This window comes from Bacillus sp. NP157, from assembly GCA_018889975.1.
GTDB lineage: Bacteria > Pseudomonadota > Gammaproteobacteria > Xanthomonadales > Rhodanobacteraceae > Luteibacter.
Genome location: CP076546.1, coordinates 998,626 through 1,020,955, shown reverse-complemented (window position 1 = coordinate 1,020,955; position 22,330 = coordinate 998,626). Strand labels below are relative to the sequence as shown.

19 protein-coding genes are annotated in these 22,330 nt (G+C 63.6%); 9 read left to right on the top strand and 10 right to left on the bottom strand.

What is annotated here, in order from left to right; genetic code table 11:
- Window positions 1–19 precede the first annotated feature (19 nt).
- Window positions 20–424 (top strand): hypothetical protein, encoded by a 405-nt coding sequence (locus tag KPL74_04540; GenBank protein QWT21269.1) that lies wholly within the window; start codon window positions 20–22, stop codon window positions 422–424.
- 30 nt (window positions 425–454) lie between these two features.
- Here KPL74_04540 and KPL74_04535 read toward each other — a convergent pair whose 3' ends face one another.
- From KPL74_04535 to KPL74_04510, 6 genes are all read right to left on the bottom strand, one after another.
- Entirely contained in the window at window positions 455–775 is a 321-nt protein-coding gene (locus tag KPL74_04535; protein QWT21268.1) for a hypothetical protein, read from the bottom strand.
- A 3-nt stretch (window positions 776–778) separates the two neighbouring features.
- A complete protein-coding gene (locus KPL74_04530; protein ID QWT21267.1) occupies window positions 779–1,279 on the bottom strand; it encodes a hypothetical protein in 501 nt (166 codons plus the stop codon).
- Between the two features lie 239 nt (window positions 1,280–1,518).
- A complete protein-coding gene (locus tag KPL74_04525; GenBank protein QWT21266.1) occupies window positions 1,519–3,045 on the bottom strand; it encodes a PAS domain S-box protein in 1,527 nt (508 codons plus the stop codon).
- Window positions 3,035–3,850: an alpha/beta hydrolase gene (locus KPL74_04520; GenBank protein QWT21265.1), complete on the bottom strand. Its 816-nt coding sequence runs from the start codon at window positions 3,848–3,850 to the stop codon at window positions 3,035–3,037. The genes KPL74_04525 and KPL74_04520 overlap by 11 nt, the downstream gene beginning before the upstream one ends.
- Window positions 3,851–3,952: 102 nt before the next feature.
- Window positions 3,953–6,883 carry a hypothetical protein gene (locus KPL74_04515; GenBank protein QWT21264.1) on the bottom strand — a complete coding sequence of 977 codons (2,931 nt, stop codon included), beginning with the start codon at window positions 6,881–6,883 and terminating at the stop codon, window positions 3,953–3,955.
- A 155-nt stretch (window positions 6,884–7,038) separates the two neighbouring features.
- A complete protein-coding gene (locus KPL74_04510; GenBank protein QWT21263.1) occupies window positions 7,039–8,118 on the bottom strand; it encodes a hypothetical protein in 1,080 nt (359 codons plus the stop codon).
- A 255-nt stretch (window positions 8,119–8,373) separates the two neighbouring features.
- Here KPL74_04510 and KPL74_04505 point away from each other — a divergent pair, with 255 nt between their 5' ends.
- The 4 genes from KPL74_04505 (at window position 8,374) to KPL74_04490 (ending at window position 11,858) form a co-directional block, all read left to right on the top strand.
- A complete protein-coding gene (locus tag KPL74_04505) occupies window positions 8,374–9,093 on the top strand; it encodes an AraC family transcriptional regulator (GenBank protein ID QWT21262.1) in 720 nt (239 codons plus the stop codon).
- Window positions 9,093–9,629, top strand: a complete 537-nt coding sequence (locus KPL74_04500) for an AraC family transcriptional regulator (protein QWT21261.1) — start codon at window positions 9,093–9,095, stop codon at window positions 9,627–9,629. Before KPL74_04505 ends, KPL74_04500 begins: the two co-directional genes overlap by 1 nt.
- 24 nt (window positions 9,630–9,653) lie before the next feature.
- Window positions 9,654–10,286, top strand: coding sequence for a response regulator transcription factor (locus KPL74_04495; GenBank protein QWT21260.1), 633 nt, complete (start codon window positions 9,654–9,656; stop codon window positions 10,284–10,286).
- Window positions 10,287–10,361: 75 nt separating this feature from the next.
- Window positions 10,362–11,858 carry a catalase gene (locus tag KPL74_04490; protein ID QWT22576.1) on the top strand — a complete coding sequence of 499 codons (1,497 nt, stop codon included), beginning with the start codon at window positions 10,362–10,364 and terminating at the stop codon, window positions 11,856–11,858.
- 46 nt (window positions 11,859–11,904) lie between these two features.
- Here KPL74_04490 and KPL74_04485 read toward each other — a convergent pair whose 3' ends face one another.
- On the bottom strand, window positions 11,905–12,657 hold the full coding sequence (locus tag KPL74_04485; GenBank protein QWT21259.1) for an SDR family NAD(P)-dependent oxidoreductase: 753 nt from the start codon (window positions 12,655–12,657) through the stop codon (window positions 11,905–11,907).
- 15 nt (window positions 12,658–12,672) lie between these two features.
- The gene (locus KPL74_04480; protein QWT21258.1) at window positions 12,673–13,314 is read right to left on the bottom strand and encodes an HD domain-containing protein; all 642 of its coding nucleotides are present in this window, start codon (window positions 13,312–13,314) and stop codon (window positions 12,673–12,675) included.
- Window positions 13,315–13,538: 224 nt separating this feature from the next.
- Here KPL74_04480 and KPL74_04475 point away from each other — a divergent pair, with 224 nt between their 5' ends.
- Window positions 13,539–14,309, top strand: coding sequence for an alpha/beta hydrolase (locus KPL74_04475; protein ID QWT21257.1), 771 nt, complete (start codon window positions 13,539–13,541; stop codon window positions 14,307–14,309).
- Between the two features lie 261 nt (window positions 14,310–14,570).
- Window positions 14,571–15,032, top strand: coding sequence for a hypothetical protein (locus tag KPL74_04470; GenBank protein QWT21256.1), 462 nt, complete (start codon window positions 14,571–14,573; stop codon window positions 15,030–15,032).
- 142 nt (window positions 15,033–15,174) lie between these two features.
- Here the strand turns inward: KPL74_04470 and KPL74_04465 are convergent, their stop codons facing one another.
- The gene (locus KPL74_04465) at window positions 15,175–15,579 is read right to left on the bottom strand and encodes an immunity protein 58 (protein ID QWT21255.1); all 405 of its coding nucleotides are present in this window, start codon (window positions 15,577–15,579) and stop codon (window positions 15,175–15,177) included.
- A gap of 56 nt (window positions 15,580–15,635) precedes the next feature.
- Window positions 15,636–16,526 (bottom strand): energy transducer TonB, encoded by an 891-nt coding sequence (locus tag KPL74_04460; protein ID QWT21254.1) that lies wholly within the window; start codon window positions 16,524–16,526, stop codon window positions 15,636–15,638.
- A 651-nt stretch (window positions 16,527–17,177) separates the two neighbouring features.
- Here KPL74_04460 and KPL74_04455 point away from each other — a divergent pair.
- Both KPL74_04455 and KPL74_04450 read left to right on the top strand, forming a co-directional pair.
- Window positions 17,178–17,702 carry a hypothetical protein gene (locus tag KPL74_04455; GenBank protein ID QWT21253.1) on the top strand — a complete coding sequence of 175 codons (525 nt, stop codon included), beginning with the start codon at window positions 17,178–17,180 and terminating at the stop codon, window positions 17,700–17,702.
- Window positions 17,703–17,755: 53 nt separating this feature from the next.
- The gene (locus tag KPL74_04450) at window positions 17,756–22,294 is read left to right on the top strand and encodes an ATP-binding protein (GenBank protein QWT21252.1); all 4,539 of its coding nucleotides are present in this window, start codon (window positions 17,756–17,758) and stop codon (window positions 22,292–22,294) included.
- Window positions 22,295–22,330: the final 36 nt, after the last annotated feature.

The window sequence follows — 22,330 nt, the reverse complement described above, 5'->3', positions numbered from 1 at the left end:
AGTCGATAGGCAGAGCGCGATGACCCACCACATGGATTCGATTCCTCCTTTGCACGACGGGCACCTCACGGGCTTGCTCGTCAAAGACCAGGAAGCGAGGATTTTCGTGCAAACGGCCGCCGGCGCGCCCTTTACCTTGATTCTTTCTGGCGTGAAGCGCTTGAATGTCGACGGCTTCGCGGAGGGAAACATCATCCTCGACTGCGAGGTGTCGGCGAGTACCGACATAGCTACCGACATTCTCGTTGCACTGAACCATGGCGGAGCGCGAGAGGAGCACCTCGAGAAACTACGCGCCCTTGTCGCCAGCGGGGGATATCAGTTGTTCTCCATCGCACCGAGCTACGGTGCGTGGGTCGTCGCGTTAATCAAAGGGATCACCGTACGCGAGGGCACCTCGGTCGATTCAGACCCGGCCGTGTGATTCACCAGAATGCGAGGCGCTATCGGTCTCTCAGCCGGCGACGACAAGACCGTCCGGATCAAAATCGATGATCGTACCTTCGCCGATCGCATGGCCGGTGCAATAGAAAAAACGCAACCCACGTCTGAGCTTGGGCATCACAAGGTCGGGACGACGGAACGTCAGGTAAACCTGACGAACCTCACCATGATCCAGTTCCCGATCCAAAATGGTTGCGAAACCAAACTGCCCATCTCGCATGTCAAAGGCAATATCTGCACGCCACATGCCCGGCAGGATAGGAATCGGCCGACCATTGCGCTCCGGAGGATAGAGATCAACGGTCGCGAGCGCATGCTTATCCAGTTCCATAATTCACGGCCGAGCAGTAAAAGTAGTTCCAGATGATTCCCTCAACCAGCGGACCAGGTCCGTTCCTACGGTGCTTTCCGACGGACACGAGATATCGCCGAGCGATTTCTGCGTGCAGGGACGCAGACCGGCGAGGGCTTCACCGACAGCATCTCGGCGCTCGCCAGTGACATCGGCGTAAACGTGGACTGTTGACACCTTGCTCGATCGTGGCACAAAGACAACATCCATCCTTTGCGTTCCATAGCGCGTGGAAATGTAACCCTTTATCGCGAAGCCCCGGACGTCTTTCGCGAAGGACTGCGTACCTTCGATTTCTCCCGCTGAATGCTGGACGTAGGCAAACATGATGATGTTGTCGCCGTTCGAGAGTCTGTATCTCTGGAAATCGACAGGCGCGTCCATGAACATCGAGGCGTCCCTCGGAAGCGCCATGCACACCGGCCCGATGAAGACGTTGCAACGTTCTTTAGACAGGTCGAGATCGTCGGCAATAGCATCCATGCCGGCGATCAGGAGCAGGAATGGGATTACTCGGTGTACACCTGCGCGAATATGAACTGTCATTGCGATGCATCCCGGCTGAGTCTCATCGGCCGCCTCCCCTGCTCGTGCATGATTGAAGTAACGCGGCGTCGCCCGCCATCGGCCGTTCGGTCGATCCGCGACGCTGCCCATGGGCGCGGACGTTGCATGCGACCGCTCGTGTCGATGAAGAGTCCCGACCAACCACTGCGGCGGAACTAGGCAGCCGCCCGACGCGGAAAGATCGCCCGAAACACCGTCCCCGCCCCCTCCGTTGAACTGACCGAAATCTTTCCCCGATGCGCCCGGGCGATGTCATTGACGATGAACAGGCCCAGCCCCACGCTGCGTTGGTCGGTAGGCACCGCCGTGCCGCGCATCATCGGCTCGAAGAGCACCGGCACCAGCTCGGCGGGAATCGGCGTGCCCCAGTTGTGGACTTCGAGTTCGAAGGTGTCCGCGTCCACCCGCGAGGTGATGGTCACGGCCTGTTCCCTGTCGCCGTAGGCCATGGCGTTACCGACCAGGTTGCCGAGCAACTGGGTCAGGCGCCCCGCATCGGCCAGGCAATCGCCGACGCCCTGTTCGCGATGGCTGAGGATGCGTCCGGGGAAGGAAAGCCTTAGCTCGTTGACGGCGACGCGGACGAGGCCGTGCAGGTCGAGCATCGTCGGCGTGACGCTCATGCCCGAACCGATCTTGGCCTGGGTGAAATCCAGCAGGTCGTCGATCAGCCGTCGGGCACGGTCCACCGAGGCGTCGATGTGCTCGGCCATGCGATCCCGCCGCTCCGGCGCCAGGCCCGGGTTCGAGAGCATCTGCGTGCCCATCTTGATCGCGGTCAGCGGGTTGCGCAGGTCATGGCTGACGATGCCCATCATCTGCTCGGCGAACCTCGCGCGCTCCTCGGCCGCGGCACGCTGGCGGCTGAGTTCGGTGATGTCCAGCAACACCCCGACCAGGCGCAGGAACTGGCCGTCATTGTCGAACGCCGCATCGCCGGTGGCGCGGACCGTGCGCTGGATGCCATCGGCACCGTTGAGGCGAAACACACAGCGGTAAGCACCCTTGCTCACATCCATCGCCTCGGCGAATGCCGCAGCCTCGCGTTCCCGGTCGGCGACATCCATGTGGGCGAGGAAACGCTGGCTGTCGATGGGCTGGGGATGCGGGTAGCCCAGCAGCTCCGCGACCGAGTCGTCGTAGCAACGGACCGCGCTGCCCGGCTCCACGTGCCACACATGCAGCTGTGCCGATTCCATCGCCAGGCGCAGGCGCGCCTCCGATAGCGCCAGCGCCTGCTGTGCTTCCAGGTGGATGGCGAGCAGCTGCTGTGCCTGGGCACGCTCATGCATCAGCTCGCGCTCATAGCGATGGCGGTCTTCGGCGATGAAGAAGGCCAGCTCGTGGAATACCTGCACGCCGTGGGCACGGCTCACCGCGTTGAGGACGACCGGGAACGTCCGCCCATCCCCGCGCTTCAGCTCGAGCTTAACCTCGGAAATGCTCCCCTGCATCTGCAACAAGGGCACCCAATGGGTCTGGTGGAAGATGCGTCCGCCGACGGTGAGCAGGTCCTGGATCCGGCGCTTTCCGACCATCTCGGCGGGTTCGGAGTCCATCCACTCGCAGAAGGTAGCGTTGGCATGGCGGATGGTGCCGTCGGGGTCGGTCAGCAGCAGCCCACACGGCGCCGCGGCGTAGAGTTCGCCTATCGACGGAAGTGCGGGCGGCTCAGGAGGCATCGCGCAGGTCGAGGGTGGCGAGGAACGCGTTCATGGCCTCGATGCTGGCACGCGGGGCGCTCAGGTGCGGGCAATGGCCGACGTTGTCGATGACGCGCAGCGTGCTGTTGGGCAGGACGCGATGCAGGTAATCGCCGACCGCCATGGGGGCAATGATGTCGTCGGAGCACTGCAGGATCAGGCAGGGGCTTGCCAGCCGGGGGATGTCCCGCCGGCTGTCGGAGAGGAAGGTGACCCGGGCGAACTGCCTGGCGACTTCCGGATCGGTCCGGCAGAAGCTGTTGGTGAGTTCTTCGGCCAACTCCGGCTGGTCGGGCGCGCCCATGATGACGGGGGCCATGGTGCTCGACCATCCCAGGTAGTTGCCGCTGAGGGTTTCCAGCAGGGAATCGATGTCGTCCCGGCTGAAGCCGCCCGTGTAGTCGCCGTCGTCGATGTAGCACGGCGACGGTCCGATCATGATGTGGGCGGCGAAGAGCCCCGGGGACCTCAGCTCGGCCACGGCGCCGATCATGGCGCTGACCGAATGCCCGACGAAGACGACCGGGCCGCGGCCGAAGGCCTGGACGACCTCGATCAGGTCGTCGGCATAGCCATCGAGGCTGTCGTACTTGTCGCGGTCGTAGGCGGAAAGGTCGGAACCGCCGCTACCCACCAGATCGAACAGGACCACCCGGAACCGGTCGGAGAACGCCGATGCCACCAGGCGCCACATGTTCTGGTCGCAGCCAAAGCCGTGGGCGAAGACCAGGGTGGCCGGGCCATCGCCGAACTGGCGGACATTGTTTCGTTCTTGGACGCGCATCGGGGCTCCGGGACGGGAATCCGAAGCGGATCGAGACGAATCGGATAGACCGGATCATAACCGGAGTGGTTGGGGGGATCCTGACTGGGCTGTCCCTTGCGCCTACCCGGAGCCGGGCACACCCGCCACCACCTCGGCAACGGCCTGGCGGCGTGAGCTATATATCCGCCGCGCCCTCACCCGCACCTCAACCCTCGTCCCTGCCCCCGGCGCCGTCTCGATACGCAGGCGGGCACCCAGGGCAGCTGCACGCTCGCGCATGCCGAAGAGGCCCCAATGGCCGGGACGTGAGTGCTCGAGGACGGCCGGCTCGATCCCCACGCCGTCGTCTTGCACGGACACGGTCAGGTACCGCCGCTCGAACGTCACAAGGACGCGTATCGCTGACGCATGGGCGTGACGGAACGCGTTGATCAGTGCTTCCCTGCAGATGGGCTGCAGCTGCTCGAACGCGGGGCGTACAAGCGAGACCGGCTCGCCCCTGGTCTCGACATCGAAGACCGCCGGATGCTCCTCGGCAAGGTCCATGGCGACCACGTGCAGATAGTCGGCCAGGTCGGTGGGGAACGTTGGAAGGCGAAGATGTCCGAGTTTCTCCCGTCCCTCGCGCATGGAGTTTTCCGCGAGGATGACCGCACTCTTGAGCATCTCCTGCCGCTGTTCGGGCGTAAGCGTCGAGATCATCGCCGCGTGCGTCCGCAGGATGAAGGCCTGCACGCTTTGCAGGAAGTTGTCGTGGAGATCGCGAGCCACGCGTGCACGCTCGTCGACCCGGGCGTGGGCCTCGAGCGCCGTGACCCGGCGCCATCCCCACTGCAGCGCGAGGATGATGCCTACACCCACCAGCGCCGCAAGGACCTTGAACCACCAGGTCTGGTAGTACGCGGGCTTTATCGAAAACGAGAGCGTGCCGACGGCGCCCCGCCACTCGGACCCATCGAGCCTCGCCTGCACCTCGAGCGTGTAGTTACCATCGTCGAGGTTGGTGAACACCGCTTCCCGCCGCGACCCGACGTCCTGCCAGCGGTCATCGTAGCCACGCAGACGGTAGCGAAAGGTCACGCGATCCGGATGCGAGAGGTAGGTGACCGCATACCCCACACGGATGTCGCGCACACGCGGCGGCAGCTGCGTCGTGGCTACCGGATAGTGCACCCCATCCGCGAGCAGGCCCGTGATGTGCGGCGCCGGCAACGGCGGGAGGTCCGCCAGCTTGCCCCCATCGATGTACGACAGGTGCTCGACCGTGGCGACCCAGATGCGACCGTCCGACGATTCCGCGATCCGGTCTGACGCGTTGGTGCCGTTGGTAAAGTCACCCGGGCCGTCCGTGGGCGCAACGAAATCGCTGGCGACGCGGACCGTGCCATCCGATGCCGCCTTCGGAACATCGGCCGCCCGGATGCGATAGAGGCCCGCCGACGTCGTTATCCAGACGTCGCCCTGCTTGCTCACGAGGACGTCGGTCGCGTCGGAATAAGCCTGCCCTTCCTGGCGAACCACCGACACAACGTGCTGCCCAACGATCCACGCCACGCCCTTCCTGCCTGCGACCCACAATCCGGAAGGCGCTTCGCTCACGCTCGCGATGGTGCCCACCGGGCCATCGAGATCGCGCACGTGGCCCACCCCGTCCGCCGCGCTCCAGCGGTAAAGGGCGCCATCGGCGTAGCCAAACCAGACATGATCCGCCACCCGGCGCACGGAACGAGGCTCGTCCTGCGGCAAGCCGTTCAAGCCAGCCTGCGCTTGCCAATGCCCGTCGTGGAAGCGGAACAGCCCCTTCTGGCGGACGCTCATCCAGACATCGTCCGCCGTAACGGGGGCCAGGCCATCGACAAGACGCCTCGGGTCGCCGAGTTCTTTCGGCAGGCCGAGCTCCGTGACCTTGCCTTCGCTCGCGCGCCACAAGGAAGGGCCACCACCGAACCACGTCGCCCCGGACGGCTCGTTCGCCATCACGGACGCCTCATGCGCCGTTACATGCGTCCACCCGCCATCGGGCGTGATGTGCAGCGGGGGCTGCCAGATGGACGCTACAAACAGGCCTTGCCCACCGTCGGCCAGCACGGTGGGATCGGTGATGTGTCCGGGCAACGGAAAGCGGGTGAACCGTGTCGGCTGGAACCGTTCGAGGCCCGCATGCGTCGCCACCCAGATGTCGTGCTCGCGGTCCTCGAGGAAGAACAGCACGTAGTCGCTGCTCAATCCGTTCTTCGGCGTCATCTCCTCCGTGACACTGCGGCCGTCAGCCAACGGGACGCTGCGGGAGAGACCGTTGTCGGTGGCCGTCCATAAGGCTCCACTGCTGTCGACCAGCGCTTCGCCATCGTGCCCGTCGCCCAGCCGCGTCGAGTCGGGCGGAAGGTGGGCGTAGATCCGATCCATGACGATCATCGTGCCGGCGAGCTCGAAACGGTGCCCGTCCGGCAGGAGCTTCCAGGTCTGCGTCGCGTCGGCCACCCAGAGCGTGCCGGACGGGTCGAGCATCATCCCCTCCGGATTGCCTCCCGGATACCCTTCGGCCGCACCCACCCGATGCCACTTGCCTGCGTCGTCCAGGGTGGCGAGGCCATGGGTCGTGGCGACCCAGAGCACCCCTTGCCGTCGCGCGAAGTCGAAGGCCGTCCCCGGGGGCAAACCCTCGGTGCCGACGTGCTCGACGACGCCGTGGGAGATGCGCTCGATGCCCCCGAAGTTATGGCCCACCCAGATGTCTCCGGACGGCTCGATATACAGGCCCCGGCATGCGGGGGTCGTCATCCTGTCGGTCAGCGTGCCGTCGAACGTCGTCCCGTCGAAGCTCACCAGACCCGTGCCGGAACACAACCACAAAAGCCCGTCAGGGGCCTGTGCGATGACCTCGACCGCCGCAGGAGCGCCCTGCTCGGGCAGGAAAATGGTGTGGCGTAACTGCGACAGCAGCACGCCCGATGGCGGCGATGCCACCGCGGCGACCGCCGCCGGCGCGACCAGCAGGAGAAAGGCAAAGAGGAAGAAATGCGCCGTGCGGGCGATACTCGTGTCGACCATGGGGTGTTCCGTCGCCCGATGAGTGGACGCGCTTCAAGTATTGACCATTCAAAGGTTGCCGAGGCAGCCTCCTGCAGGGTCATACAACGCCATCGCGCTGTCCATGCACACCCGTCCGACGTTTTGGACGAAACCGGCCTGATGCCGCCAGGCCCTCAGTGACAGCTGCCGACCCGCGCAAGCGCTGCCACGGTGTGGGGACCGAGGCGCGGATGCTGGTCGTCCTTTCCGTACGTGGGCAATTGCGTGTAGCGCTGGATGAACGCCGACGCCGGCCGCTTCAGATACGTGGCGAGCCCGGACGCGCCGTCCGCCTCGACGATGGCCCGCGCCATCGCGTAACTGATGTTGTAGAGGATGGCGTGTCCGTAGAACCCCATCCCGTACACGTCGTCGTACGACATGCCCGGCTTCGCCTCGAGCGAGATGACCGACATCTCCAGGAGCGCCACGCTGGTGCCCAGATGCTTTCGGCCATCGTCCATGTCGGTCTTCTGGCGCAAGGCGTTCGGTGTACGGAACTGGGCCATGAGCGACACGTCGGCGACCTCGACCGCCGAGCCTTCGCGGTAGACCGCATCGAACAGGCGACGGACGGCAGGACATCCGGTCTCCGCGTCGCCATCTGCCACCGACGGCATCCGCGCCCTGGCAAACACGCCTTGCACCGCGTGGTACATCTCGTGTGTCGTCGTGCTGCGTGCCATGGCGATATCGTCGGTCATGACGAGGTTGAGATAGAAGTCGGTGGTGCCGAAGGAATAGCCACCGCCATCGCCGACGGCCACGACATGGCCCGTCAACTTCAGGTCCGAACCCGGCGGCGAGTACATCGCGATGCGCTGGCGAATGGCGTCCTGGAACGTGGCGGGGTCGTCGTCCATCGCCTGCAGGAGGGCTTTGGCCCCTGCGACCTTCGGCTTCATCATGTCGAGCAGGAAGGCGGCCTCCTCGCGCCTGGTCACCGGCACGCCGTGCGCCGTGGCATACAACGCACGGGCAAGGTCTTCCTCGGTGACGTTGATCTTGAACTCGCGGAGCTTGTCGATGGGCCCCTTGTTGTCCGGGAGATGGGCAATGCGCCGGGCGTCGTCCATCGACAGCGCGGGATTGTCGAGGGCGTCGAGCACCGCATGCGCGGCCGACGTATCGATGACGACCGCCACCGACGCCCTGGCGGGCAAGGCAAGCACAACGGTCAAGGCAAGGACTAAATGGGTGGCGAACGATTTCATGGTCTTCCTGGGCGATGTATCGGCGTCGGCAACGAGGCCCCAGTGTGTGACCGTAATCGGATGCCTCGCGGCAGGCTTGTGCGCACTGCGCTGCCGTGCCGGAATCGAGCGGCGTCCATCGGCATGGCAGGACAGCTACCTCCCGAGGGGGCAAAGGCCATCCCCCAATCGGGGGACGGCCCGGCTCCCGTAACCTAGGATAGCGACGAACACCGCGCGACTTTATCGTTCCTTCACATGTGGAGGAGACGCGCCATGCACCTCGTTGCCGGAATTCCCGCAAGCTCGAGCGCGCCACTGGGCGACCATGCAGGCGTTGGCCATCTCACCCCGATGGACACGGGTTGGCTGCTCGGCCTTGTCTTCGAGGCCGACGACCGGCGCCTGGTCGCCAATCACCTGGTCGCCGCGCATGAGAAAGACCCGTCGAGCACGGAGCTTGCGTCACGCATGCGCGCCCTCGGCCAGCGACTCGATGTCGGCTCCACGCAAGGCTCGTCCGCAGCACGGCATCTGCGCGATGCCGCCAGCGCACTCGACGCCGTCCTCGGCAAAGCCTGCCCGTCAGGCAGCACGGCATTGTCGGCACGGCAATTAGACATCGCCTACGGGCTGCTGGGCAGCGGGCTGGAAAAAGCCCTTTACGTCAGTGACGTCGCCGCAGCGTGTGGTGTTTCGGAAGGGCATTTCCGTCGGGCCTTCCGCCTCTGCACGGGGATCTCGCCCCAGCAGTGGCGTCAGGAGCGACGCATCCGCGACTGCCGCCGGCAACTCGCCGAGGGCGACGAGTCCCTCGCCACGATCGCACGCCGCGCAGGCTTCACTGCACAGAGTCATTTCAGTCGTGTCTTCAGCCAACTGACCGGCATGAGTCCCAGCGAATGGCGGCGCATCGTCAGGCCTGCCGCACGCGCAGCCAACCTCGGCGCAACCACGGCAGGGAACCCGCTCAACACGCTGGAGGCCGGTGTGTGATGGCAAGCCGAGCCGACGGAAGCCACCCGGCATTGGCACTGGCGCGGCATGACGCCCTGCTCGATGAACTCGGCAGCATCCTTGCCGGGTGCATGCGGCTTCCGAAGGTCGACGCAACGGTCCTGGCCTGCATGGTCAGCGCCATCGTTGCACGGCTGACCGAACTGGGACACACGGACGACATGTCGAGCCGCCCCGGCGTCGCCCTCCAGCCCTGGCAGGAAGCACTGGCCACGGCGCTGCTCGGCAACCCCGGCCCCTGCGTACCCATCCCGGCGGTCGCTTCGGCCTGCGGCACCACCGTGGGCAACTTCTGCCGCGCGTTCCGCGCCAAATTTGGATGTACGCCCCAGGAGTGGCGCGTCGATGCAAGACTTGCACACGCAAAGACCCTTATGCTTCAGACGTCGCTGTCGCTGACCCACATCGCTCTCGAGTGCGGGTTTGCGGAGCAAAGCCATTTCAACCACAGTTTCCTGCGAAGGGTCGGGTCCAGCCCGGGAGCCTGGCGACGGCGGGAACGTGGGGTGGAATGACACGTCACCTCCACCGGCGCATCCATGTCGCAGTCCGAACGTCCCATCCGAGTCCTTGTCGTCGACGACCACCCGCTGATGCGGGAAGGCATCCGGACGGTGATCAACGCGAGCACGGACATGGTCGTAGTCGGGGTCGCCGCCGACGGCAACGACGCCCTCGAACAGTTCCGGCAGTCGCAACCCGACATCACGATCATGGATCTGCAGATGCCCACGCTGGGCGGTGTCGAGTCGATCGAACTCATCCGCCAGGAGTTTCCAGGCGCCCGCATCCTCGTCCTGTCCACCTATAAAACCGACGTCCAGGCCATCCGCGCCCTGCGCGCCGGTGCACGCGGCTACATCCTCAAGGACGCCGTGCCCACGGACCTGGCGACGGCCATCCGCGCTATCCACGCCGGTCGGCGGCACATCACGCAGGAAGTCGCGGCGGCCATCGCCATCCACCTCGCCGAAGACACGCTCACGGAGCGGGAAATCGCCGTGCTGGAAATCGTTGCGCAAGGCAACTCCAACGGCGAGGTGGCCGAGAAGCTCTCGGTGAGCGTCGAAACCATCAAGCAGCACATGAAGAACATCGCCACGAAGCTCGGCACGAGTGACCGCGCCCATGCCGTCGCCATCGCCATCAAGCGCGGCATGATCACCGTCTGAATCGCGGCGGAAGGTTTCGTCCGGATGTGATGCATTCGCCGAATACGGTCAATGCCGATGACCTGCTCCTGGTCGATGCTGCAGCTAGCCTGGCCACCGGTGGCCAGCGCATGCCATCACCGAGAGGAGCACGCCGTGGACAAGCTGACGACCGCCTTTGGCGCACCCGTACCTGACGACGACAACACCATGACGGCGGGCCCGCGCGGCCCTGCCCTGCTTCAGGACGTGTGGTTCCTCGAAAAAATCGCACACTTCGATCGCGAGGTGATTCCCGAGCGCCGCATGCATGCCAAGGGCGCGGGCGCCTTTGGCACGTTCACCGTCACGGGCGACATCACCGCGTACACGAAGGCCAGGATCTTTTCCGAGGTGGGAAAGCAGACCGAAGTCGTCATGCGCTTTTCCACCGTCGCCGGCGAACGCGGGGCCGCGGACGCCGAGCGCGACATCCGCGGCTTCGCGATGAAGTTCTACACCGAGGAAGGCAAATGGGATCTGGTCGGCAACAACACGCCGGTGTTCTTCATCCGCGATCCGCTGAAATTTCCTGACCTCAACCATGCCATCAAGCGCGACCCGGGCACGGGCCTGCGCAGCGCCGACAACAACTGGGATTACTGGACCCTGCTGCCCGAGGCCATCCACCAGGTCACCATCGTGATGAGCGACCGGGGGATCCCACGTTCGTTCCGGCATATGCATGGCTTCGGCAGCCACACCTTCAGTTTCGTCAATGCAGAAAACGTCCGTCACTGGGTCGAGTTCACCTTCAAGACGCATCAGGGCATCGAGAACCTGACCGACGAGCAAGCGACTGCGCTTATCGGCAACGACCGCGAAAGCAACCAGCGCGACCTGCTCGAGGCCATTGAGCGCAAGGACTTCCCGCGCTGGACGATGTACGTGCAGGTGATGACCGAGGCCCAGGCCGAGGCGCTCCCCTATAACCCGTTCGACCTGACCAAGGTGTGGCCGCACGCGGACTTCCCGCTCATCGAAGCCGGTGTCCTCGAGCTCAACCGCAATCCGGACAACTTCTTCCAGGACATCGAACAGGTCGCCTTTGCCCCTGCCGTGGTGGTCCCGGGGATCGGCTTCTCGCCTGACCGCATGCTGCAGGGCCGGCTTTTTTCGTACGGCGACGCCCAACGCTACCGCCTCGGGGTCAACTACGCGCAGATTCCCGTCAATGCACCGCGTTGCCCGGTCAACGCCTATCACCGTGACGGCGCCATGCGGGTCGACGGCAACGGCGGTGGCAAGACCCACTACGCACCCAACAGCCGGGGTGCACTCCAGCCGCAGCCGGCCTATGCGGAGCCGGCGATGCAGGCCGGCCAGGTCGCCACGCGGTGGAACCACCGGGAAGACCAGGATTACTACTCCCAGCCACGTCGCCTGTTCGAACTCATGGGGCCGGAGGAAAGGCAACGCCTGTTTGCCAACACGGCACGCGCGATGCGCGGGGCAAGCGAGCCGGTCAAGCAGCGACACGTAGCCAATTGCACCCTGGTGCACCCGGAGTACGGCGCGGGCGTCGCCGAAGCACTGGCCCAGGTCACGGGTTAGCGTGCGGAAACTGTCTGGCACGGGCCCGGCTGCCCACGGGCCTTTGTCAGAACGACTGTCCCAGAAGGAAGGTGTTGAAGCGATCGACGTAGGCGTGCTCGCGACGTCCCGGGTTGTTACGGCACGCGCTCCCCTCCTTCGCGACCGACTCCGGTTCATCCGTCGCAAGATCGGCCATGGTCTGCGCGATGAAGGCCTCTAGCGGCAAGGCAAGCTCATGGTCGGTCGTTCCGATGAAGCCGGTCGCCACCCATGGCGGGATGATTTCCTGGACCGTCACCCGGCTGTCTTTCAGGGCGAAGCGCTGGGAAAGCACGTACGAGTGCAGCGCTGCCTTGGTGGCCGAGTAGACCGCGAACAGCGCGACGGGGGTGAAGCCGGCGATCGCACTGACATACACGAGGTGTGCCCTGGGCTGCCGACGCAGATGCGCCATCAACGCCGAGGTGAGTCGAACGGGACCGAGGAAGTTGGTCTCCATTTCGGCCGCCATGGCGGCCTCATCCATCCGGCTGCCCGGATCGTCGCCCACGATCGTGCCCGCGCTATGGATGAGCACGTTGAGCAAGGGATGATCGCGCACGACGTCCATGGCAGCCCGATGCACGGACGCGGCATCCATGACGTCGAGCTCGAGTGCGGTCATCCCCGGATGCGTATCCACCATCGCCGCCAGGGGACCTGCCCGTCGACCCGCCACGATGACCTTGTTGCCCAGATGGTGGAATGCCGAGGCGAGACCGGCGCCGATGCCGGTTCCGCCTCCGGTGATGAGCACGGTGTTGCCTGTCAGGTCCATATGCTCCCCCTGGCGTCAGGCGGGCCAATGCGAGTGACGGATTACCTGGCAGAAGTTTCCGCGGACGAAGGTCGGGTCCTTGTCGGCAAGGACGTCGGCCTTGACGTTCCCGAAGGTGGTCTGTGGCTTGTGTCTGATGCCGTCGTAGAACGCCTGGATGATGTCTTCCTTGAAACGGGGCGTCCGCGGATAGGCGTGGACGACGGGATCCCGCTCGGTGTCGGCGAACTCGTCGTACGTCAGGCCGAGGACGTCCATTTCCACGCCGGCCGTCACCAGCGCGACGATCGGGTGCATGTGGACCGGGATGCCGGGCGTCGTGTGCAATGCGAGGCCGGTCCAGACGAGGTCGATGTCGGTCTGGGCGATGCCGTGTCGTTTGAGGAAGTCGCGGGCCACATTGGCTCCGTCCACCTCGAAACGCTCGTTGTCGGAGCTGTGGGCCTTGAGCAGGCCCATGTCGTGGAACATCGCGCCGGCGTACAGGAGCTCGGGGTCGAACTTCAGGCCCTGGCGCTTGCCCTGCAGTGCGCCGAAGTAATACACGCGCGAGGAGTGGTTGAAGAGAAGCTCGGTGCTTTCGTCGCGCACGAGCTCGGTGATTTCCCGTGCCAGCTGGCTGTCGGGGATGGAGATGCCGTTTACTGTCAGTGCCATGGTTCGTCCTCCGTTGTCCAGGACAAGGTCCCCCGCGGCCGGCACGCATGCTTGTCCGTTTCAGCCGGTGATGACTGTTTCCGGCAGGCGACTGACGGCGCTGCCGGTTTGCGCACGTGACGCGAAAGGTGACAAGCGTGGCGCCTCCTTCGCCCGCAAGCTCACGGTGTCCACGCGGCGCAGCCGCGACGCGTGCCGTGCAATGAACCCTCCAAGGACCCACCATGATTCGTTCGCTACTTAGCACCGTGCTGGCCACTGCGGTCAGCTTCTCCGGCGCCGCCAGCGCTGCCGAACGTCCCACCATCGTGCTCGTGCACGGTGCCTTCGCTGATGCCAGCGGCTGGGATGGCGTGACCGCCAGGCTGCACAAGGACGGCTACCACGTCATCGCGGCCGCCAACCCGCTGCGCAGCGTCAAGACCGATGCCGCGGCGGTCAGCAGCCTCGTCAAGAGCATCAAGGGCCCGGTCGTCCTGGTTGGCCACTCCTACGGCGGTGCGGTGATCACCGAAGCGGCCGAAGGCCAGCCGAATGTCACCAGCCTCGTCTACGTCTCTGCCTTCTCGCCCGATGAAGGCGAGAGCGCCGCCGCGCTGACCGCGAAGTTCCCGGGGAGCACCGTTGGGCCCACGCTGGCGCAGCCGGTGCCGCTCGCCGATGGCGGCAATGATCTCTATATCGACCAGGCGAAGTTTCCGGTGCAGTTCGCGGCGGACGTGCCGAACAACGAAGCGACCTTCATGGCCGTGAACCAGCGCCCGATCAAGGACGCGGCCTTCGGTGAACCGGCGTCCGCGCCGGCGTGGAAGCACATCCCCTCCTGGCACATCTACGGCGACGCCGACAAGATGATTCCGCCGAAGACGCTGGCTTTCATGGCGGAACGCGCGGGGGCCAAGAAGACGGTGGTTGTGCCCGGTGGGTCACACGCGGTGATGATCAGTCATCCGGGCGAGGTGGCTTCGATTATCGAGGCTGCTGCGGGGAAGTAAGGTTCATTCGTTTCGCGATGGGACTGGCGCCGGGCGGAGATGCTCTGTCCGGCGTTTTGTTGGTTCGAGTGTCAACGGCCACCTCGTCGAACCCGAGTTCCCGTCGGTCAGGTATGCGAGTATCCACTCAGTATCACAGGATAGAGGTCGCCGAAAATGCGTAACAGAGCCGCTATTGGCCTGCTGTTCGCCTGTGCCATAAGCATCGGAGCGGGAGCCCATGCCACGTCTGAATCTCGCAGCGCGCAGGGTACGTTTCCCGTGGCAGTCCCGTTTGCGCTCGATGCCTCGGGCAACAGCATCACTATCCCGTTCGACGTCCGTAGTGGCCATGTGGATGCCAAGCGGCATCTTATGATCGGTGTGGATGTGCCCCATGCGCCGGACTTCCCGGCCGTGGACGACGTCCGACTCCATGCCCGGCTCCTCCGTGTCCGCATCGTCTACGACGACCACGGTACCCATGTGCCGATCGAGACCGAAGACACTGAAACGATCATCGCCGGGAACACGGATAAGCCACGCCCGCGCGCTGACCCGTCCGTGTGCCGCCTCCATCTCTACGCAGGGGCCGATGACCAGTCGAATCTCTCGGCCTGTGGTTTCTACGCCACGCGCGATGGTCATTACATCGCCGAGATCTCGACGATCGAGCCGATGCCCGCTTTCAAGGGTGTCGCCACCACGGTACGCGTAGACGACTATTACAACACCGGCGAATAATGGAGAAACGCACATGGACAAGGATAGGTACACCGTAACGGTCTACGCCGCCGCACCCTGGACGCCCCTTACGCAAGAGAAGGAACCAGGCGCCACGTCCACGCCGGCGTGCCTGGCCCGGGGGCCGTCACTGAACGCTCGACTAAGGCGCCAGGCAGGGCGCGTTCTTCGGCGCCTCGGGGCCGCCGCAAGCGCTGGGTGACGGGACGCCTACGCCTCGCCCGATGCCTTCCAGCAGGCCCTTCTCGCTGAATCGGAAGTCCTGGTCGTCGTAGAACACCAAACGTCCCTCGTCCTTGATGACGCTGTGTTCTTCGGGATGCGCCCTGGCATCCTCGTTCAAGAGCGAGACTAAACGCCCCTTCTCCTGACCGCTAAGTGCAGTGAGCAACATCCGTCTGAACCGCTTGTTTTCGGCCAAGAGATCTTTCTCTTCCGCTGAGGTGTAGCCGTAGGACACGGACATATCCAGCCATTTTTCGGTTACGTAGCCCAGGCCGAGCAGCAGCAAGGCGATGACCAGCAGAGAGATTGTCTTGTAGCTCATTTTTCTTCCTTGAGTGGTTCGACGCTCTCCTTGCGGACCGCATCGGCGTATTCCGGTTAGGGCCGGTCCTCGGCCGCGGTACTTGCCGCGGGCGCGGAAGGCAAGCCACCGAGATCAAAGGTCACCGGCACTCGCAGGATGGATCCCACCCCGATACCACCCTGCGTGGCTGCCCGGAAGGTCCAGTGCATCACGCCCATTTGCGCGGCGTGGTCGAGTTCGCGAAAGCCGCTGCTTTGGACGACATCGACGTTGACGATCTGGCCATTCGCATCGATGGTGATCGCTAAGGTCACGGTGCCGGTGTGGTGCTGGCGGATGGCCTGGGGCGGATAAGGGGGCACGGGCCGGTCGACGATCGCGGCCTGCACCACGGGGGCCGCAGGGACGAGGGGATGGGCATCGGCGGTGGAGACCGCCGTGTTGACCCTACGAGGGCGTGGCGGGGTGTCGGCCGCCTGCCCTTCACCCGATTTCTCGTCGATGAACACTGGACCGTCGACTGTCAGCTTCACCGACCCGTCGGGGGCATTTACCCGCCGTGCGGTGACGTCGAAACGCGCCGTGTGGTGGAAGTGGGTGTGCTGGCAGTGATCGGGGGTAACGAGGCATTGGTGGGCTTCGACGCGCTGTGTGGCTGCCTCGGCGATCGTTGACGGCGTGGTCGAGTCGACGCTGAAGGTGCCCGTGACGCGGTAGGCTGCCGATGTGTACCCACCCTGCGGCCCGAGGTCGGTCACGTCGGCCGACGACGCGGTGATGTCCGCTGGGATGAAGAGATGGTCGTTGGCGATGCGGGTAATCACCGCGCGTTTGAGCGCTTCGCGATCTGCCGTGTCTTTGCCTGATCTTTCAGGAGTGCCGTCGGGATGGCCGGAGCACCCGGCCAGGAGGCCGAAGGCGGCCATCCATGCCATGCCGATCCGTCGAAGGCTGCGTTGGTTCATCGTCCTGTCCCTGGAGAGCGCTCGGTGTGTACCTGGCGGCTTTGCGGGATCGTAGCGGGTCGCGAGGTCGTGTCAAAGGTCCCATCGCCTTCATACCAAGGGGCGTCCGCTGCCGGGTACACTCCGCCGTACACGCCCGGGAGTGCCAATGACCTCTGATACTTCCCTCTTCCCTACCTCGTCGGCACCGAGCCCCTATTTCGCAGAATTGGGGCAAGCGGACGTTGTTCTTTGGCATGTCATCGAGATGGGTCAGCGTGCGTCGTTCCGCCTGAGGATCGAGAAGGTGACCCCACTGCGTCCGCAGGGCATCTGGCTGTGTGCAAATGTCGCGGTCGAAGTGGGTGACAAAAGATCAACTCAGCAGACGCTCATCTTTCACGACGCACCGCATGACGTCACTCTCTCCTGCGAGAGTTCTGACGGACTCCTACACCTGTACAACGTGTGGGAGGTAGACGGCAGGCGTCGGTCGCAGCTTCGGATGAGTGGGATGCGAATCGAAAAGATTCCTGGCGGGCTCCGGCATCACTGTACGGATACGGGGCCTGAGCCCGACTTCGAGCGGTTTGTTTTTACGCTGGAGCGAGTGGACGCGCGTTGATTCAAGTCCTGCACCCAAGTGCGTCCCAGCGAGATTCCATAGTCGACATGATCATGGAGGATCTTGCTCGACGCCAGCTTGGGTATGCGCTGTCGCCGTCCGCTGATTTCGCGGCTGTCGAACTCATCGTGCATCGCTCTGTCCAGCCGCCCGTCGAGCAGGAACTCAGCCATGCACTTGCGGACACCCCTACCTTGCAGGGAGCTGACGGTGACGTGACCGTAATGACGGGAGCCATGGTCGTCGGCGCGGCGGTTGCGACGAGGCTTGCCGCAACGCTTGCCTGGGACAATCGCCTGACGCTGGTCGTACCTCACGCCTTCGCCATTCCGAGCGAGGTTGAGTCACTCCAGGCTGAGTTCGAGGGACGGGTCGTGGCTTACAACGACCAGGTTCTCATCAGATTCGGGAACGATGAAGCAACGCCTGAATCCATTCGCCGGGCAATCTTGAGAGGCAAACGTAGAGAGAGTACTCGTGAAGCCGCCGGCAGTTTCGTCGACGAGATGAAGGACAATTTCGGAGTACCCTCAGCCCTGCGCAAACAGGTCGCTACGCTGCCAGACGGCTAATTCCTACGGCCATCCGCAGAACCAAAGCGCTAACCTATTCGAAGATAGAAACGATGCCATCACCCACGATAGACTTCCGTACAATTCGACCACATCACGGGAGCCAGCATAGCGGCTTCGAAGAGCTGACCTGTCAATTGGCAGCGTTAGAGACGCTTCCTGGCCTCGCCTTCTACCGCAAGGGGGAAGGCGCCGATGCGGGACTAGAATGCTACCGTACAGAGGCCGATGGCTCGGAAACTGGCTGGCAGGCAAAATATTTCTTCGAATTTGGAAGCGACGAAGGATCGCAGCTGAGAGAGTCGTTCGATCGCGCGGCTCTCCATCATCCTGGTCTTTCACGCTTCATCGTCAGCATGCCGTTCAACCTTCCGGATGGGCGGGCGGCAAACCGCAAGTCGCAAAAAGATCGCTGGAACGATTGGGTAGCGGCGCGCGCCGGGGCCATCTTTCCGCGCATCATCACTATCGAGCTATGGGATGAGACCCAGCTGATCGAGCGCCTGACGCGCACCGATGCACGCCATGCCGGTCGGCGCCGCTACTGGTTCGATCTGCTACATTTTACGCCAGACTGGTTTCAGACTCGTTTCGGAATCACCCGCGCCGCGCTCGGTAAGCGATATACTCCAGAACTCAATATCGAGCTACCGGTTCGGCGCGGGCTGCTCGCAATCGCGCGCGATCCTACCTTTGTCGAGGGCCTCTGCGCGCTCGCCGACGATGTAGATGCGGCCCGGCACCGCGGCGCCGGCGCTATCGCTAAATTGCTTTCGAATGGTTCCGCCTCTGGGCTCGATGCCGCTTTTCGCGCGATCAGTCGCGACATCCGGACGAGCGCGATGGGCCCGGCCGATATCATACCGTTCGACCGGTGGTTGCGGACAATCGATCAAGCCAGCACGATTTTGGAGAACTGTGCAGCTGAGGTCTGGAGTTTGCGCAGCGAGAGTTCAGGTGACCGAGAATCCATCCAACGCGGGCATTACTACGTAAATCAGCTCTACGAGGCGCTTCACGCCGTCTCCGACTCGGTAAGCCGCCACGAGGCGCGGCTAGCGAATGCGCATCGCCTGCTCGTGACGGGCGAGGCAGGTATAGGAAAGTCGCACCTGCTGGCGGATGTGGCGAAGCACCATATTACTCATAACTATCCGGCGGTAATGGTGCTCGGCGGGAGCTTTGTCGATGGCGAAATTTGGCCTCAGGTCGGCGATCAGCTCGGGCTGACCAATGTCAGACCGGACGAGCTTCTTGGCGCTCTTGATGCTGCGGGTGAAGCTGCGGGTACACGCGCACTGATCATTATCGATGCGATCAATGAGCGCGGGGGGATCGCGATCTGGAAGGAGCGTCTGACCGCTTTTCTGGCAACTGCGGACCGGTTCCAGCATGTGGCGGTGGTCCTGTCCTGCCGCACGACCTTCCTGCCTTACATTGTCGCCGATATCGATGAGAGCGTACTGCCGCGACTCTCTCATCCGGGCTTTGCCGGGCGAGCTGCGGAAGCTGCACAGCTTTATCTCGACCAGCGCGGGATCGTACGCATGGCAGCGCCGAATCTCTCGTCCGAGTTCGAAAATCCCCTCTTCCTTCGGACTTGCTGCGATGCGCTGGAACGGCGAGGCGAGACTGAGCTCCCACGCGGGTTCGCCGGGGTCTCAGGTGTTTTCGACTTTTATTTCGGCGCCGTTTCGGAAGCCGTCACGGCAAGAATGCAGCTGTTCCCACGCATGGGGATCGTCGAACGGGCCCTGAAGGCAATAACTTCCGCAATGGTTACTGCTCGCAGCGGCTATTTGCCGATCGACGACGCAGTCGCACTTTTCGAAGGCCTACACGCATCAAGTAACCACACAGAGCAAAGCCTCTTCTTCCAACTCGAGAATGAAGGTGTGCTAACCGTCGAACCGGTGGTCGAGGGTCATATGACCACAGAGATGGTTCGTTTCACCTTCGAGCGGCTGAGCGATCACCGCATCGCGCAGGCATTGTTGGAGTCCGAGATCACCGGCGCCGATCCGGCACTCGCCTTCGCACCTGGCGGCGCGCTTCGCGACTATGTTACGGGCCAAGATGCGTATCGCTACGCCGGGATCGCCGAGGCCTTCGCCGTCCAGCTACCGGAGCGATACGGGACCGAGCTTCTCGATCTGATCGACGACGAATGCGCGGCATATGATCACTTGCCGGGCTTTCGCGCCAGCCTGTTGTGGCGGCGCCAGGATGCCTTCAACGCCCGCACGGTCGAATTGCTTGAAGAGAATGCTGATCACCTGAAGGGCGACCTCTGGCTGGACACAATGATTGCTGTTGCGACCGAGCCTGCCAATGCGTTCAACGCCGACCATCTGGATGGTTGGTTGCGCCCGATGACGCTGCCGGAGCGCGATGAGCTCTGGTCTGTGCGCGCCACCTATCATGCACAGGACGAGGGAAACGCGATCGACACCCTGATCCAATGGGTGCTGGTCAACGGATTGAAGCCTATCGAAGAAGCGCGCGCCCGGCTGGCAGGGATCACGCTGGCGTGGCTCACGACCCTTAGTCACCGCGCCGTTCGAGACTTGGCGACGAAGGCGCTGGCCGTTCTACTCGTCAGGCGCCGCGAGTTGGCAAGGGAGCTCATTAACGAATTTGGCGGTCTGAACGATCCTTATGTCATCGATCGAGTACTGGCTGCCAGTTATGGCGCGGCAACGCGCAGTGATAGCGACGAAGGCCTCGCCGCGCTGGCGGAGGCTGCATATGCCGCAATCTTCGCGGATGACCCGATCCCGCCACACGCACTAGTCCGAGATCATGCCCGCGGCATTATCGAGTTTGCCGCCCATCGCGGCGTCTTGCCGGCATCGGTTTCGCTCGACCGTGCTCGCCCGCCTTATCCGGCCGGCGCTCCCATCGAGTTTATCGACGATGTCACGCTCGCTGGCTACGTACAGACCTACCAGGGCGGATCGTCCTACAGCGACGACATCATAGGGTCCGCGGTCGAGGACGGAGATTTTGCGCGGTATGAAATCGATCCACTCGCCAACCGGTTCTTGAAACTTCCGCGAGAGGAAGTCGGACGATCGAACGAGACGCGCTACGATGAATGGCATGCGCGAGCGATCGTAAGAAATAAGGAGCGCGAGGATGCACTCGGCGAGCTGATCAGTCTTTCGAGCCGGCTGAACGCCATGCCGCATGACTTCAACCTCCATCACGACGATTGGCGGAACCCTTCGGGCACCAATGCTTCATGCAATGATGGACCGACCCGCGACGAAGTGAAAGCGGAGCGCGATGCGGCCGCCTCGGCGTTCAGGTTGTTGCTCGACGAAGCCGAACGGCGCGACTTCGAAATCTACGCCGAAGGGTGGATAGAACGCGCGATGTCGGATTCCGGCGCTCCGCCACACCATCCCAATATTTGCCATGACATGGCGCGGCGCTGGGTGGGATGGCGGGCGCATGACCTAGGGTGGACACCCGAACGCTTTGCGCTGCTCGAGCGCAACATGCGGGGCCGCGACCGCGGGGATCATCTTATCGAGCGGGTCGGCAAGAAATATCAGTGGATCGCGTTCCACGAACTAACCGGCCGGCTGTCAGACCTTTATGCTGTCGATGGCAGCTATCGCGACGAGCCGCAGCCTTATCGGGGGCCCTGGCAGGTCGATACTCGTGAGATGGACCCGACAATTCTGGTTACCCGCACCGAGGCCCTGGACTCGAGCAAGCAGCCTCCCACCTGGTGGTCACCCCATGCGCCGCGATGGCGCGAAGATCCGCCACAGGCTCGCATCGCCTGGATGAGGGACGAAAGCCGCGACATCCCGGATGCTTTGGCTCAGCTGGATGTCACTGATCCCCATGGCAGACGCTGGCTGATGCTCGACCTTTCCGCAGGCCGCAATCAATCGGTGATCGAAGAAGGCGAAAATGTCATGCTGCGCATGACGTGGCACAAGATTCACTCCCTGCTCGTCCCGAGCGGCGACGCTGATCGCCTGATCAGGCTGTTGCGCCGATGCGAGCGCGACCGCGATCATCTGCCCGAGATCGATCTGCCTTGGCGAGCCTACTTGGGTGAGTACCGCTGGCATCCGGCTTATGATGATATTCGCGATGAATGGGAGATTGGCCGCAGCAAGATCGAGGCATTCGCGACCGTCGCTGACCGCTACGTCGAGCGCTCCGGCCATAATTACGCGGTCGTCGAAAGTTTCAACTTGACCATCCCCGGACCGCGTCTCATGCTCGGGCTTGACTTGCGCCTGGCCGAGGGCCTCTCGCTTTCCTATTGCGATGCCGGTGGCCACGTACTATTCAAGGACCCGTCCGCAGATACTCCAGGACACAGTGCTGCCGTTGTCGATCGCGCTGCCTTGGCAGCGTTCTTAGCGCGAGAAGATATGGAGCTGATCTGGGTCCTCACAGGCGAGAAGAGTGCCCATGGTGGTCGTCCACATCGCAGCGGCTGGGGTGGCCAACTCGAATACTGGGGAATCTATCGGTTCGACGGTACCGCGATCAGCGGCGAACTGCAGTTCCAGCACAAGGAACCTGACAGCCAACAGCTCGCCGAATTCCTCGCACATCGTTAGGCTGCGCCGGAAATCTGAACTGACGCATGCGAGCGC

Bases quoted from the DNA above. Each gene is read 5' to 3' on its own strand.
- KPL74_04540 (QWT21269.1), top strand. From the start codon at position 20: ATGACCCACCACATGGATTCGATTCCTCCTTTGCACGACGGGCACCTC.
- KPL74_04535 (QWT21268.1), bottom strand. From the start codon at position 775: ATGGAACTGGATAAGCATGCGCTCGCGACCGTTGATCTCTATCCTCCG.
- KPL74_04530 (QWT21267.1), bottom strand. From the start codon at position 1,279: ATGGATGCTATTGCCGACGATCTCGACCTGTCTAAAGAACGTTGCAAC.
- KPL74_04525 (QWT21266.1), bottom strand. From the start codon at position 3,045: ATGCCTCCTGAGCCGCCCGCACTTCCGTCGATAGGCGAACTCTACGCC.
- KPL74_04520 (QWT21265.1), bottom strand. From the start codon at position 3,850: ATGCGCGTCCAAGAACGAAACAATGTCCGCCAGTTCGGCGATGGCCCG.
- KPL74_04515 (QWT21264.1), bottom strand. From the start codon at position 6,883: ATGGTCGACACGAGTATCGCCCGCACGGCGCATTTCTTCCTCTTTGCC.
- KPL74_04510 (QWT21263.1), bottom strand. From the start codon at position 8,118: ATGAAATCGTTCGCCACCCATTTAGTCCTTGCCTTGACCGTTGTGCTT.
- KPL74_04505 (QWT21262.1), top strand. From the start codon at position 8,374: ATGCACCTCGTTGCCGGAATTCCCGCAAGCTCGAGCGCGCCACTGGGC.
- KPL74_04500 (QWT21261.1), top strand. From the start codon at position 9,093: ATGGCAAGCCGAGCCGACGGAAGCCACCCGGCATTGGCACTGGCGCGG.
- KPL74_04495 (QWT21260.1), top strand. From the start codon at position 9,654: ATGTCGCAGTCCGAACGTCCCATCCGAGTCCTTGTCGTCGACGACCAC.
- KPL74_04490 (QWT22576.1), top strand. From the start codon at position 10,362: ATGCTGCAGCTAGCCTGGCCACCGGTGGCCAGCGCATGCCATCACCGA.
- KPL74_04485 (QWT21259.1), bottom strand. From the start codon at position 12,657: ATGGACCTGACAGGCAACACCGTGCTCATCACCGGAGGCGGAACCGGC.
- KPL74_04480 (QWT21258.1), bottom strand. From the start codon at position 13,314: ATGGCACTGACAGTAAACGGCATCTCCATCCCCGACAGCCAGCTGGCA.
- KPL74_04475 (QWT21257.1), top strand. From the start codon at position 13,539: ATGATTCGTTCGCTACTTAGCACCGTGCTGGCCACTGCGGTCAGCTTC.
- KPL74_04465 (QWT21255.1), bottom strand. From the start codon at position 15,579: ATGAGCTACAAGACAATCTCTCTGCTGGTCATCGCCTTGCTGCTGCTC.
- KPL74_04460 (QWT21254.1), bottom strand. From the start codon at position 16,526: ATGAACCAACGCAGCCTTCGACGGATCGGCATGGCATGGATGGCCGCC.
- KPL74_04455 (QWT21253.1), top strand. From the start codon at position 17,178: ATGATCATGGAGGATCTTGCTCGACGCCAGCTTGGGTATGCGCTGTCG.
- KPL74_04450 (QWT21252.1), top strand. From the start codon at position 17,756: ATGCCATCACCCACGATAGACTTCCGTACAATTCGACCACATCACGGG.